The sequence below is a fragment of the Psychrobacter sp. Sarcosine-02u-2 genome, from assembly GCF_002836335.1.
Taxonomy (GTDB): Bacteria; Pseudomonadota; Gammaproteobacteria; order Pseudomonadales; family Moraxellaceae; genus Psychrobacter; species Psychrobacter faecalis.
In genome coordinates, this window is record NZ_PJBX01000149.1 from 1 (window position 1) to 13,314 (window position 13,314).

Here is a 13,314-nt window from a genome sequence, read left to right on the forward strand (position 1 = left end):
TCAAATATATCATCTTGCTCTGGCTGTCACTCCTCCTTTTATTTCCTCAGCATACTTTCTGATACACCACCGATTAAAGATTTGCTTATAGATAGCTATAACCCTTATTATATAGCGGTAGCATTTTAAAAATAAAAACACAATAACTTAAATTGGAGTAAATAATGATTACCCATGTACCTGATGTGACTTTTAAAACTCGTGTTCGTGATGAATCTATCGGCGGAGACAACCCATTCAAATGGTATGACCTAACCACAGATGAGTTATTTGCCAATAAAAAAGTGGTGGTTTTTTCTCTACCAGGTGCCTTTACGCCAACGTGTTCGACCAGCCATCTACCTCGTTATGAAGCGCTTTATGATGAATTTAAGGCATTAGGCGTAGACGAAATCGTTTGCATTTCTGTCAATGATGCCTTTGTCATGTACCAATGGGGCCTGAAGCAAAACCGTGAAAACGTTTTTTTGCTTCCTGACGGTAATGGTGAGTTCACTCGTAAAATGGGCATGCTGGTTGATAAGAGCAATCTTGGCTTTGGTATGCGCTCATGGCGGTATTCGATGTATGTCGATAATAAAGAAATTAAAAAAGTGTTTAAAGAAGCGGGTTTTGATGACAACTGCCCAACAGACCCATTTGAAGTATCGGATGCAGATACCATGTTAGAATATTTGAAAAGTAATGCTTAATCACAATCCTTAAGTGCATTGACGTTTGACTGGTATCATCAGACGTTGATAAATACTTGAATGCTGAAGCTCAAATACTGTCGAACTGCTTAATCCTTAAGTATAAGGGCTAAGCAGTTTTTTTTATGTCTTCTACAAAGATTTTTGGATGTATTAAACTAAACGTCTAAGATATCTTTGAATATAGGCAGCTTACGTATGTATTTATGACATATATAGAAGGTCATTTATGAATAATTTTAAAAATTACGCTAACATAGCCGTTAAGGCATAAGAAAAATAGAAGGAAAAGTGGTGTTTATTATCGATAAGTTAGCAACCAATACCTCAGAGCGACAACAAGCGCTTCAAGCAGTCGCAAATATCGAAGCGCTCGTACAGCCAGAAGACCCATGGACTAAGAAGACATTGGCTGAGATGCTCGCGCAAGATAGTATGTATATACTGATAGTGTATAAACCAGAACAGAAAGCAGGCTATAAGATCGTTGGTTATTGTTTATATCAAGTGGTTTTTGAGCAAGCAGAGATACTGCGTATTGGCACCCATCCTGACTATCAGCGTCAAGGTATTGCATCGCAGCTTTTTGCTACATTAAATAATGAGTTAATAAATAATAAGGTAGAGAGCTTATTATTAGAAGTGCGCGCAGATAATGCACCAGCGCTTGCTTTATATGAGCAGCAAGGACTTACGGTCATTCATAAGCGAAAGGGTTATTATCAACTGCCACACCAACCTTCTGTCGATGCATTGATCATGCAACGAGTTTATGATTAGCAATTGGTTGTTAAGAGGAGCAAATAGTTGTTTAAAAAAGAGTTAAATCATGCTTGCGGCGGTATTTTCTTTTTGCAGATCTCGATATTAGAGAGATAGTTTTTATCGGTTTTCATATGTTCGAGCACCTCGATGCGTTCAGCCAACATTTCTATCATCAGATTAATCGTCGTTTGCTGTTTTTTAACTTGCGCCAATTTCTGCTGCGTAAGACTTAGCTGCAAATCAATATCAAGTTGACCATCGTAATAATCATTTAAGCTATCTTTGATTTCAGTTAATGTAAAACCAATGGCTTGGGCACTTTTGATGAGCTCGATACGCTCGACGCATTCGGGATGAAACTCGGTATAAAGCCGGGAGCCTGCTTGGCGTTTGCGAGATTTTAGTAGTCCCAATTGGTCGTAATGACGAATAGTATCTTTGGTAGTATTGGCCTTGGTCGCCAATGTGCCAATCAATAAAAATGCTGTATCGGGTGCCATACTGACCTCGTAAGTAAAATAGCTAACTTACTAATTGTGTAAAAAATGATAGCAAGCATTATTCGTTACTATATTTATTTAAAAATAGATTTATTTAAGTTTACCTTATACTTTTAATTGCCACGGCTGTGGTTTATCGAGTAATGAGGCCGCTAAAGGTTGATGGGAGTTTTTTTGCCATTTAACGGAACGGCTGCCAATTAAAGTATCTAGCTTCAGCAAGAATTTAGCGCGTGGCAAGGTTTCAGCGCCCAAGCTCAGCAGATGCTCATTTGGCAACTGACAGTCTACCAATTGGACATGGCTTTGCTCACATAAACGCATTAAGCCCCAAAAGGCGAGCTTTGAAGCATTTGAAGCAACATGAAACATCGACTCGCCAAAATAAATACCGCCTATCTTTAAGCCATATAAACCGCCAATCAATTGCTGTTTATCATCCCAAACTTCAATGCTATGCGCAAAGCCTTGCGCGTGTAGCTCAGTATAGGCGTCAATCATCTCGCTATGAATCCAAGTATGTTCACCCTCGGGTAGCGCGTCATTGAAACCATCGCTACGCGGTAAGCTACAAGCATGGATAACATCATCGAACGCTTGATTGAGGGTCAACTGCCAACGTTCGCAATTCGCTTGTTTGCGTAGTGATTTACTAGGTTTATAATCCGTTGGCACCATGACGCAGCGCGGCTCAGGGCACCACCAAGCGATAGGGTCATCTTCATTAAACCATGGAAATAATCCTTGCGCATAAGCGGAAATCAGCGTTTCCGGTGCTAAATCTCCGCCGACAGCAACGATACCGATGCCATCAGGATCCACCATTATAGGATCGGGAAAGTTATAACGCCCAAGACTTCTGATATGTTTACGGAAGGTCTCAAGCGTTATATCAGCCGTATTGCTATCAATACCAATACGGTCGTTATTTTTAGCAAAATCGCTCATTTATGCTTCTTTATCTTCAGTCAATGTAGAGGCATAAGTGTGGTCACGAGCGACTGTTTCACCCATTGCATCCAAATATTTTTCGGCATCAAGCGCTGCCATACAGCCCGTACCCGCCGAAGTAATCGCCTGACGGTAAACGTGGTCGGCGACGTCACCTGCGGCAAATACGCCTTCGATACTGGTTTGGGTGGCATTGCCATTTAGACCACTATTAACGATGAGGTAGCCATCTTTCATATCTAGCTGGCCTTTGAACAAATCTGTGTTTGGCTTATGACCAATGGCGACAAACATGCCAAATACATCTAATTGCTTGCTGCTGCCATCAAGCATCGATTCGATAATCAAACCGTTGACGCCCATATCATCACCGACCACTTCCTTTACTTTGTGGTTCCATTCGATTTTGATGTTACCGTTTTTGGCCTTTTCAAACAGCTTATCTTGCAAGATTTTTTCAGCGCGTAAGCTGTCGCGGCGATGGACTAGCGTCACTTCAGAAGCGATATTTGATAAATATAAAGCCTCTTCAACGGCGGTATTGCCACCACCAATGACTGCTACTTTTTGGTTTTTATAAAAGAAACCATCGCAGGTGGCACAAGCTGATACGCCAAGGCCGCGGAATTTGCTTTCTGACTCTAAGCCTAAATACTGCGCAGAGGCGCCCGTTGAGATAATCAAGGCATCACAAGTATAGCTACCGTTATTACCGATTAGCGTAAAAGGACGCTCATTCAAATTGACTTCATTGATATGGTCGTAGACCAGTTCGGTACCAAAGCGCTCGGCATGGGCTTTCATACGATCCATAAGCGCAGGACCGGTCAAATCGTGCGCATCGCCTGGCCAGTTATCGACTTCAGTAGTCGTGGTTAGCTGCCCGCCAACTTCCAGACCGGTGACCATAACAGGTTTTAGGTTGGCGCGTGCTGCATAAACGGCAGCGGCGTAACCAGCAGGGCCTGAGCCTAAAATAATGAGTTTTTCGTGGCGCGGAGCCGTGTTATCAGTTGCCATAAAATTTCCTTGCTTGCTATCTAAATAAGAAATATAAAAATTAGAATACGTGGTACAAATGATAAATGTTATAAAAAATAGCCGCTAAAAGTCGCGATGAATATGGTTTTTCTTATTGCTGTGTGATAATAACATAAGGGCTGAGGGCAAAAAGTGCAAGTTTGCTAAAATGAATATGGGTATCATTAGAATCAAAGCACGGAGATTTTAAAAACTATTTTTAAAATGAAAGCATACTTTTTCATTGCATACTGGTTTATTACTGAAAGGTGTGGCGAATGTTCGGTTAATGACTGCATTTTTTGCTCAACGGCTTAATAATTGATTTTCTTCTGCGCTTTCTTGATAACACTGTCGCCACTACGCCTATGTATTTGTTATTATAAGAAGTTATGCAAGCGTAGTAGACAGTGAATGATGCACCAAATTATACGTTTAGTTATATAGTGCTTTTATACATTGCCACTTAATAGTAGAAAATCATTTCAACATGAAAAACTCCAATCATAAGCTAGCAACCATTTACATTAATAACGAGCACTAACGAGCATTAGCAACGAGTATTGACAACAAGGCAGATCTTACGTGATATCAGCACCACTTATTGAGTATTTAAAAAAGGGCATATTTACCCTGCTTGGGTTAATACTGGCGGTTTATTTGTTCATCATTTTGATGACGTATACGGGTAACGATCCGAGCTGGTCGCATATCAGCAGTGACATGACGACTGTGAATAACATGGGCGGCGAGATGGGCGCTTGGCTATCAGATTTGCTCTATAGCTTTTTTGGTTTTGGTGCTTGGTGGTTGCTGGCGTTTTTGGTTTATGAGTCGGTGCTGATTTGGTGGGATAATAAACCAACGTTTTGGTTATTACGTGTCGTCGCTTATGTATTTTTGCTCTTAAGTGCCAGCGCCTTATTTGCGCAATTGGTGGCGTTAGTACAGCAAGTGGCAGACCCGATAACGTCTGGGCTAAAAGGGGTTGCTGGCGGTATTATTGGGCTTGAGCTGCAAGCACGTTTGGCACAGTTGTTATCGCAGTGGGGCAGTGTAATATTTTTGACGGTATTTGTGGTGATTACTGCCACTTTTGCTTTTAATATTCATTGGTTAGCGATTTATCAGAAAATTAAGACGTGGTCATGGCGTGATACTGCGGCTCGAGATACTGCGGTTCAAGATAGAGATAATAAACGCGCAAATAGACAAGCCACGCAAACAGCGTATGAGCAACAGCAAAATGATGAAAGTGTGGTTGATGAAAAAGCGGCGCAAGGTTTTGAGCAGTTACCACTCGATTTGCCAGCTACTGACCATGCTAGTCATGCTCAAACCGCCGATAAAAGTGGGCGCTTTAACAACGTATTAAAAGATTTCTTAGCGACATCGGGTCTCGGTGCTAGCGTTAAAGCATCTATGTCAGCTGCGGCAGCAGTGGCACAAACGGCAACGAATAGCGCAGCGCAAGATGAGCAATTACAAACCGCTTCTGCTAATCCAAGTAATTTTAGTCATGCCAATCAATCGCAAGCGTCAATGGCTACTATAAAAACAGCTAATGTAAATTCTATTACCGCTCCTGCACGTAAAGTTGAACCAAGTTTTGCTTGGAACGATGCCGATACGGTTGAGGACTTGTTGGCGCGTGAAGCAATGGCTGAGCAAGAGACGTTTGGTTACGATTCTGCTGCTACGTCTGTTGCTTTTGATGACATTAATGATATTGCTAATGAAGATGAAATGACAGAAAGCGTTGATTTAGGAGTTGATAGCTTAGAAGTTAATAACTTAGCAGATGCGTGGTTAGCAGAACACGGCGCAGTGCCAGTAGCGTCTAAGGTAGACCAGAAACAAACCGTCATTGAAGCGCCAGTAATGCAGACCTCTTTCGCCAAGGAGCAAAAAGTAGCAGAGGATTTAATCGGTAATGACATTGATGATTCAATGGATGACTTCTCTGACGCTTGGTCTATCGAAGACTCTGAGTTTACCGATAACTCTGAGCCTTTAACTCAACATGAAGTGCTGTCAACTCAACATGAAGTGACGAAAGACTGGCAAACAGATAACGCTGCTCCAGCCGATGAAATCAGTGAAACCGTTGACATGACGCCGACCAATACGCCGCCTGCCAATCCAAAATTAGCACCAACGGTGGACACTGGTACTTCGGTGGCCAATGCTACTCCGGCGCCCGCTAAACCGACCGTAAGCTTTGCGGTGCCAGAGGGCGATAGCAGTAATCATATTACCGACATGGTGCCAGAAGATGATATCCGAGCTGACGAAACCGATCTTCCAGTGATGCCGCATATCAGTGATGATGCTGCTTTTAGTCAAAAATCACGCTCGATGCAAACAGCCGCTTATCGTAGCAGCCTGACGCCGATTCCAGAGCTGTCGATTTTAGATAAGCCAGACCCTGACCGTAAGCCAAGCTATACCTTGGCTGAGCTCGAGCAATTGTCAGAGTTGTTAGAGATTAAGCTGCAAGAGTTTAATGTCAAAGCAAACGTGGTCAATGCCATTCCAGGCCCTGTGGTGACGCGCTTTGAAGTAGAGCTTGCGCCTGGTGTTAAAGCCAGCAAGGTGACGGGTATTTCACGCGATTTGGCACGTTCACTATCGATGGCGTCGTTGCGGGTGGTCGAGGTCATTCCGGGTAAGCCGTATATCGGTATCGAGGTGCCCAATAAAAAGCGCGAAATGGTGCGGTTGATTGAGCTATTAAATACGGAAAAATTTAAAGACCCCAAAGCGCAAATTAGCATGGCGATGGGTAAAGATATCGGCGGTAAGCCGATTATCACTGATCTTGCGCGCGCGCCGCATATGCTCGTTGCTGGTACGACAGGTTCTGGTAAATCTGTATTGGTCAACTCGATGCTGCTATCAATGTTGCTCAAATATACACCAAATGAGCTGCGTATGATTTTGATTGATCCAAAGCAGCTCGAGCTTGCCAACTATAATGATATTCCGCATCTGTTAACGCCTGTCGTCACTGATATGACCGAAGCGGCCAGCGCCTTGTCATGGTGCGTGGCAGAGATGGAGCGCCGTTATCAGCTGATGAGTTTATTAAAAGTGCGTAAACTTAACGAGTTTAATAAAAAAGTCATCGCCGCTGAAAAATCTGGGAATCCAATGCTCGATCCCTTATGGCGACCGAACGATAGCGTCAGTATCAGCCAAGCGCCCAAGCTAAAAACCTTACCGATGATTGTTATTGTCGCCGATGAGTTTGCTGATATGATTATGCAGGTCGGCAAGCAAGCCGAAGAGCTTATTACGCGATTAGCACAAAAATCACGGGCTGCGGGTATCCACTTGATGCTTGCCACTCAGCGGCCGTCGGTTGACGTTATCACGGGTTTGATTAAAGCTAATATTCCGGTGCGGGCGGCGTTACGCGTCAACTCGAAAGTAGATTCGCGGACGATTTTGGATAGCGGCGGCGCAGAAGACATGCTTGGTAACGGTGATATGCTGTTCTTGGGCCCTGGGCAAATTGAGCCTGACCGCGTGCATGGTGCTTATGTCAGCGACGAAGAAGTCAACCGTGTCTGTGATGCATGGCGTGAACGCGGCGCACCCGACTATATTGATAATATGGCCGGCAACTTTGAGCTATCTAGCCCCAGTGGCAGCGGTAGTGCGGCAAATGCGTCTGGTGAAGATGATGATTTATATAATGACGCTGTGGCCTTTATCATGGAAACGCGTAAAGTATCAGCGTCTAGTATCCAGCGTAAATTTAGCATCGGCTATAACCGCGCGGCGCGTATCGTTGACTCGATGGAAGAGGCTGGCTTGGTCAGCTCGATGGGCAAAAGTGGTAAGCGTGAGCTGTTGATGTAAAGATTAATAGATTCAATGTTTCAAAAAAGACGAGTAACGAAAGTGTCTCGTCTTTTTTTATGGGAGAGCGACAGTATTAGGAACTGAATGACCAATGAGTTTGTTTATCGATTATAAATCGTCATTTTTTATACTAAACTGGTGAGTGTTTATAAAAAAATAAGCAACAAGTTAAAAAAAGATGAATCTATTACTCTCCAAGGACGGTCAGTTATGTTTAAAGAATACACTCAATATGATGCATTAGCGTTGGCAGCGCTGGTAAATGCAGGGGAAGTCAGCGCCAAAGAATTGTTAGATGCCGCCGTTAATCAAGCCAATGAGCTCAATCCTAAATTAAACGCCATTATCCACCGCTTTGATGAGCGTGCTTATGCTGCTGCAGAAAAAGGCTTGCCAACAGGCGTCTTTAACGGCGTCCCTTATCTGCTCAAAGACCTATCGTTTCATTTTGCCGATGAGCCAATTACCATGGGCAGTCGCAGCGTCAATATCGTATCAGAAAGCGACAGCGAAATCGTTAAGCGTATGAGAGCTACTGGCGTCAATACCTTTGGCAAAACCAATACGCCAGAATTTGGTTTGATTATTACCACTGAGCCCAAAGCTCATGGCGTCACACACAATCCCTTTAAAAAAGGCTATAGCTCAGGTGGTTCATCGGGCGGTAGTGCCGCAGCGGTATCAAGTGGTATCGTGCCAATGGCAGGCGCAGGTGACGGCGGTGGTTCGATACGCTTTCCGGCAGCATGGTGCGGCGCGTTTGGCTTTAAACCTAGTCGAGGCCGTAATCCTATGGGCCCAGAAATTGGTGAAGGCTGGGAAGGGGCGGTCGCTGACCATGTGATTACGCGAAGTGTGCGCGATAGCGCGGCGATGCTTGATGCGACAAGCGGTGCAGAAATCGGTGCGCCTTACGTCATTGCACCACCCGACGGCACGTTTTTGCAAGCAGCCATGCGCGCGCCAAGGCAATTAACCATCGCCCTGCATCAACAGCCATCGGTTGCCAATACAGAGGTCGATAAAGAAGTACTTGCTGTATTAGAAAAAACCGCGAAGCAACTAGAAGCCATGGGTCATCGTGTGGTCCCAGCTGAGCCAAATATTAATATTGAGCAATTTTGGCATGATTTTTTAGTGGTGGTCTGTGCCCATACCGCTTTTACCATTGATAATATCGAGCGCTGTTACGGTGCGCAGCATATCCAAAACCTTGAGCCACAGACGTATAATATGGCGATGCTTGGGCGCTCATTATCCGCCGTTGATTTAGCCCACGCTAAGCATGGCTGGCACGATAGCCAATATCAAACGGGCTTGCTGCTTGAGACCTATGATATGATTTTATGCCCGACCGTGCCAACGCCTGCAGTCAAGCATGGCGTGCTACCGCCAAGCCGTATGGATGAAACACTGATGCGCAGCGCAGGCTTGCTCAATAAAGGCATTAACATGGGCAGATTTGCCTTTAGCTCAGGTATGATTGAAAAGCTCAGCGCCCCAGTACTTGGTAAAATGGGCTTTACTATCTTGGGTAATGTCACGGGCTTACCAGCGATGTCATTACCTGTTGGCATGAGCAAAAAGGGTCTGCCGATTGGAATGCAGCTGATTGGGCGCATGAATGATGAAACGACGCTATTTAATATCGCAGGCGAGATGGAGCGTGCTGGCATGTTTACCAAACTGGCTTTTGAAAAGTAGTTTTATATGATAAAAAAAGTTTTGATAACTTCTATATTAAAAAGTAGAGATTAGCAAAAACGCTTTGATTAAAAGTTTAATGTAAATGAAGCACTAATCAAAGCGATAAATATCCATACCCAAACTGTGATGCGCCATGCTTTGATGCACCACAGAGACGCGTTGACCGGCACCTAAAGCAAAAAATAATGGCAACAGGTGCTCATCGCTTGGATGTACATTTTGATAATTAGGATATTGCTGCCAATCTAAAGCGCTTGGAATATCCGTTTTTAGTTGCTGCAATAGCCAAAGTTTAAAGTCTTTGGCAGTCTCATCGATACTCTCTGCTTGCCAACGTAATGCCTGTAAATTGTGGGTGATATTGCCCGAGCCAATCAAAAGGATTTGCTCGGCGCGCAATTGCGCCAACTGCGCGCCCAACTGATAGCAAGCGATGCTGTCATAATGGCGTGGCAAGGATATTTGCACGATGGGTATATCAGCCTCAGGATACAGGTGTAAAAGCGGCGCCCAAACCCCGTGGTCACTGACGCGTAAAGGGTTTACACGGCAGATAATACCGCGTGCCGTTAGCTGCTGCGCCAATATCTCCGCAAGCGCTGGCTGGCCGGCTGCTGGATATTGCAACTCATAGAGCTCGGGCGCAAAGCCAGAAAAATCATGCCACGTCTTTGGTCGCGGATTGCTGCTGATTTCAAGTTTAGCCGACTGCCAATGCGCCGACATAATGATAATGGCGCGCGGTTTGGGCAAGTTTTGACCGATACGTGCCAGCGCACTGGTGGTTGCCGATTGTTCGATGGCGAGCGTCGGAGCGCCATGCGAGATAAATAGCGCGGGCAGTTTAGCCTGTTTTGAGGGCGTTATGGCCCTTGCTAGCGCAGGCGTGTCTGTCCAAGCAGCCGCTGAGGTAATGGGTGCTGGCTTGGATGTTGTTGTATTTTGACGTTCGCTCTCAGGTTGCAAAGCAGCGGTCATGGCTTTAGGTGTCGCAGGTTTAGGATGTTTCATGGTGCATTTATTAGGGCGCGCGCCTATATTTCAATCCGTTTTACCATGACGCGTCGCCATTATTTTTGATAGGGCATGGTTGATTTTTATAGCAAATGACTGTTTTTATAAAGGTTTTAATTACCGCGATGATAAGGATGGTTGTGATTGATACTCATGGCGCGATACAGCTGTTCCATTAATACCACGCGCACTAAAGGATGCGGCAGCGTCAGCGCCGATAACGACCATTTCACATCTGCTTTTGCCAATACCTCTGGCGATACGCCGTCAGCGCCGCCAATGACCAACGCAATATCATCGCCTTGCTGCATGCCATCAGCCAATTTTTCAGCCAGCTGTTCGGTTGAGAGCATTTTACCTTTTACGTCGAGCACCCATAATTGCTCGCGTCCAGCCGCAGCATGAGCGGCCAATATCGCTTGACCTTCTTGCTCACGGTACTGCGCCAAATTGGCGTCTGAGGGGTTTTTGGCGCGTTTAGCGGCGGCAATTTCTACGATTTCGGTATTAAGCATGGGCTGGATACGCTTAAAATATTCATCAAAACCAGTTTGTACCCATTTGGGCATTTTATTTCCAACACTCAATATTCTTACTTTCATAATATAGACCACTTTTATAATGGGTTAAATGTAACAAAAAGATTCTGCGCTTAAGGTATTGTAACAAACAGTCCTTTTACAAAGTATTTTTTTATGCTTTACTAGCATTTGACCAACAGTTGTTCTTTTTTTAAACTCATTGCTTTTATCGTTACATGGTCTTATCTTTACATAGTCTTATCGTTGAATGGTAAAAAAAGCGTAAGCAACCCTGTACCGTCTTTTTGATAGAGCATAAGATAGTTTGCAATATTATTTAAACGAAAGGAGTCGTTCATGAACCGTACTATATCAAGCCTATTAGCACTTAGCGCAGGTGTGCTACTCTCAACCTCTGTGTTTGCTGCTTCTTTAAACGGCACGCAGTGGCAAACCATTGATGATAAAACTGGCGAGAAAAAAGCCGTTATTCAATTGACCGAAAGCGGTGGTAAAGTTTCAGGAAAAATCATCAAAGTATTGAATAAAGAAAAGGCAGACGCGCTTTGTACCAAATGTCCTGGCAGCCTAAAAAACAAACCGGTTGAAGGCCTACAGATCCTGTCAGGTCTAAAAGCCGATGGTAATAACCAGTGGAGTGACGGTAAGCTGGTCGACCCTGAGTCGGGAAAAACTTACTCTGGTAAGCTAACCTTGAGTGATAATGGTCAAAGCTTAAAACTGCGCGGTTATGTCGGCACACCTGTCTTTGGTCGCTCGCAAACGTGGCAGCGCATTAAGTAATTAAAGCAAACTTGTAAAACAAACTTGTAAAACAAAAAGGATAGCAGATTGATATGTGCTGTCCTTTTTTCATATTTTAAATTTTAGATTTTAACTCAATGCTTTTATTTTAAAACGCTATCACCTTAAAGCCCTTAGAGCATCTTTCCTAGTCATCATTTGACATTAGCGGCTTGATGGTTTCTGATACGCCGTCATCACTCTGTTGCTCGACGTTTTTACTATCCGAGGGCGTAGGTTTTGGAATAATCGTCAATGTCGCATCTGACTCAAAAACAATCGCTTCGATATCATCAAAACTATTCATCCCTTCAGAACGCATCGCGCTTTCTAGCTCTTGACGCGTTAGGCGCTCAGCACGCATGGCATCTGGTAAGAATTGCCCTTGATAAAAAACAATCCGCGGCTCCGATAAAATAAGATGACTAAAACTGGCTGAGACAGAAGCATATTTAGTCACTAAAAACTGTAAACAATACAAGGTCACAATAGCGGCGCTGCCTTCGATAAACGGGATTTCTTCGAGTAAAATCGTACTGGCGCTCAAAGAGCCAATCATCACTGTCACAATCCAGTCGAAGTTATTAAGCTGCGAGGTTGAGCGTTTGCCAGATACTTTGGTAATTAACACAATTAACGCATAAACCATGACCGCTGTTAAGATAATGCGCCCAAGTTTTTCTATATTGTCAAAAAGCAGCATGTCCATTATCTGGGCTCCTATTAATCATAAAATACTGTCCGCTGTTTTGTCGCTAGCAAATATGGTTTGGCTACAAACAGCGTAACGGAATTTCATCATTAATAGGGCAAAAAATTTGTATTAGGTTGTCTCTATAGGCACTCAATAATGGCAGGCACTCAAAGGGCTTAACGATTAGCGGCTATGCTTAGGGTTAAGGAGGCGGTTGATTAATAAGATACTAAGACGCGCGCTGACTAAGCTCAGCACCAATATCATCACCAATGCCGAAAGCAGCGGTAGCGGTCGCTGTATAGCCATCTCGGTTAATACCTCACGGCTCACGGCATCAAATAAGAAAAACCAAATACCTAAGAAATAAATCACCGTTAGTAGCCAAACCACCGCAACGCCGCCAAACATCAAGCGATTGATTTCCTTTTTATTTAGCGCGCGCTGTTGATGCTTAATAAATTTATGCACCGCGATATAAGCGCCGACGATGATGGATACGACAGTGACCAGCTGTGAGTTTAAGGCAAATTTGGTTTGTACCATCATAAATATGGCACTGGCCAAAACATAACCCACCGCAAAGAATCCGATATATGGTGCCATTTTAGGCGGCATTAAGTTTGGATTGTCAGAAGTATTGCCCACTGTTTGAGTATCTTTTGCTGAACTAAGACGCTTGCTAAGCTGCATTGGTTTGCGTGCCATAAAAATAACCTTTATAAAGGGTAAAGCATAAGTTGCTAAAAAATATTAAGCATTGAGCTGTTCACTAT

At 44.0% G+C, this 13,314-nt stretch carries 12 protein-coding genes; 5 read left to right on the forward strand and 7 right to left on the reverse strand.

The window, feature by feature from the left end:
* Positions 1-164: 164 nt before the first annotated feature.
* The gene (locus CXF58_RS06245) at positions 165-692 is read left to right on the forward strand and encodes a peroxiredoxin (RefSeq protein WP_068404024.1); all 528 of its coding nucleotides are present in this window, start codon (positions 165-167) and stop codon (positions 690-692) included.
* 294 nt (positions 693-986) lie between these two features.
* Positions 987-1,472, forward strand: coding sequence for a ribosomal protein S18-alanine N-acetyltransferase (rimI, locus tag CXF58_RS06250; RefSeq protein ID WP_228706553.1), 486 nt, complete (start codon positions 987-989; stop codon positions 1,470-1,472).
* Positions 1,473-1,519: 47 nt separating this feature from the next.
* Here rimI and CXF58_RS06255 read toward each other — a convergent pair whose 3' ends face one another.
* The 3 genes from CXF58_RS06255 to trxB form a co-directional block, all read right to left on the reverse strand.
* On the reverse strand, positions 1,520-1,957 hold the full coding sequence (locus tag CXF58_RS06255; RefSeq protein ID WP_102076913.1) for a MerR family transcriptional regulator: 438 nt from the start codon (positions 1,955-1,957) through the stop codon (positions 1,520-1,522).
* Positions 1,958-2,062: 105 nt separating this feature from the next.
* Positions 2,063-2,905: a leucyl/phenylalanyl-tRNA--protein transferase gene (gene aat, locus CXF58_RS06260; protein ID WP_102076914.1), complete on the reverse strand. Its 843-nt coding sequence runs from the start codon at positions 2,903-2,905 to the stop codon at positions 2,063-2,065.
* Complete coding sequence (gene trxB, locus CXF58_RS06265; protein ID WP_102076915.1) at positions 2,906-3,928, reverse strand: thioredoxin-disulfide reductase; 1,023 nt, start codon at positions 3,926-3,928, stop codon at positions 2,906-2,908. It abuts the gene before it with no gap.
* Positions 3,929-4,513: 585 nt separating this feature from the next.
* Between trxB and CXF58_RS06270 the strand changes: the two genes are divergently transcribed.
* Both CXF58_RS06270 and CXF58_RS06275 read left to right on the forward strand, forming a co-directional pair.
* Positions 4,514-7,795 carry a DNA translocase FtsK gene (locus tag CXF58_RS06270; protein ID WP_068406734.1) on the forward strand — a complete coding sequence of 1,094 codons (3,282 nt, stop codon included), beginning with the start codon at positions 4,514-4,516 and terminating at the stop codon, positions 7,793-7,795.
* Between the two features lie 213 nt (positions 7,796-8,008).
* Positions 8,009-9,502 (forward strand): amidase, encoded by a 1,494-nt coding sequence (locus CXF58_RS06275; protein ID WP_068406731.1) that lies wholly within the window; start codon positions 8,009-8,011, stop codon positions 9,500-9,502.
* A 93-nt stretch (positions 9,503-9,595) separates the two neighbouring features.
* On the opposite strand, the gene CXF58_RS06280 is transcribed toward CXF58_RS06275, so the two are convergent.
* Both CXF58_RS06280 and rlmH read right to left on the reverse strand, forming a co-directional pair.
* Positions 9,596-10,516: a DODA-type extradiol aromatic ring-opening family dioxygenase gene (locus CXF58_RS06280; RefSeq protein WP_082894352.1), complete on the reverse strand. Its 921-nt coding sequence runs from the start codon at positions 10,514-10,516 to the stop codon at positions 9,596-9,598.
* A gap of 116 nt (positions 10,517-10,632) precedes the next feature.
* Positions 10,633-11,121, reverse strand: a complete 489-nt coding sequence (gene rlmH, locus CXF58_RS06285) for a 23S rRNA (pseudouridine(1915)-N(3))-methyltransferase RlmH (protein ID WP_068406749.1) — start codon at positions 11,119-11,121, stop codon at positions 10,633-10,635.
* Between the two features lie 276 nt (positions 11,122-11,397).
* Here rlmH and CXF58_RS06290 point away from each other — a divergent pair, with 276 nt between their 5' ends.
* Positions 11,398-11,844, forward strand: a complete 447-nt coding sequence (locus CXF58_RS06290) for a DUF2147 domain-containing protein (protein ID WP_068406728.1) — start codon at positions 11,398-11,400, stop codon at positions 11,842-11,844.
* Between the two features lie 148 nt (positions 11,845-11,992).
* On the opposite strand, the gene CXF58_RS06295 is transcribed toward CXF58_RS06290, so the two are convergent.
* Both CXF58_RS06295 and CXF58_RS06300 read right to left on the reverse strand, forming a co-directional pair.
* Positions 11,993-12,553, reverse strand: coding sequence for a DUF421 domain-containing protein (locus CXF58_RS06295; RefSeq protein ID WP_068406725.1), 561 nt, complete (start codon positions 12,551-12,553; stop codon positions 11,993-11,995).
* A 168-nt stretch (positions 12,554-12,721) separates the two neighbouring features.
* Positions 12,722-13,246: an ABZJ_00895 family protein gene (locus CXF58_RS06300; RefSeq protein WP_068406722.1), complete on the reverse strand. Its 525-nt coding sequence runs from the start codon at positions 13,244-13,246 to the stop codon at positions 12,722-12,724.
* Between the last annotated feature and the right edge of the window lie 68 nt (positions 13,247-13,314).

Coding starts and splice junctions, on each gene's coding strand:
- CXF58_RS06245 (WP_068404024.1), top strand. CDS start 165: ATGATTACCCATGTACCTGATGTGACTTTTAAAACTCGTGTTCGTGAT.
- rlmH (WP_068406749.1), bottom strand. CDS start 11,121: ATGAAAGTAAGAATATTGAGTGTTGGAAATAAAATGCCCAAATGGGTA.
- CXF58_RS06290 (WP_068406728.1), top strand. CDS start 11,398: ATGAACCGTACTATATCAAGCCTATTAGCACTTAGCGCAGGTGTGCTA.
- CXF58_RS06275 (WP_068406731.1), top strand. CDS start 8,009: ATGTTTAAAGAATACACTCAATATGATGCATTAGCGTTGGCAGCGCTG.
- CXF58_RS06300 (WP_068406722.1), bottom strand. CDS start 13,246: ATGGCACGCAAACCAATGCAGCTTAGCAAGCGTCTTAGTTCAGCAAAA.
- CXF58_RS06295 (WP_068406725.1), bottom strand. CDS start 12,553: ATGGACATGCTGCTTTTTGACAATATAGAAAAACTTGGGCGCATTATC.
- CXF58_RS06280 (WP_082894352.1), bottom strand. CDS start 10,516: ATGAAACATCCTAAACCTGCGACACCTAAAGCCATGACCGCTGCTTTG.
- aat (WP_102076914.1), bottom strand. CDS start 2,905: ATGAGCGATTTTGCTAAAAATAACGACCGTATTGGTATTGATAGCAAT.
- trxB (WP_102076915.1), bottom strand. CDS start 3,928: ATGGCAACTGATAACACGGCTCCGCGCCACGAAAAACTCATTATTTTA.
- CXF58_RS06255 (WP_102076913.1), bottom strand. CDS start 1,957: ATGGCACCCGATACAGCATTTTTATTGATTGGCACATTGGCGACCAAG.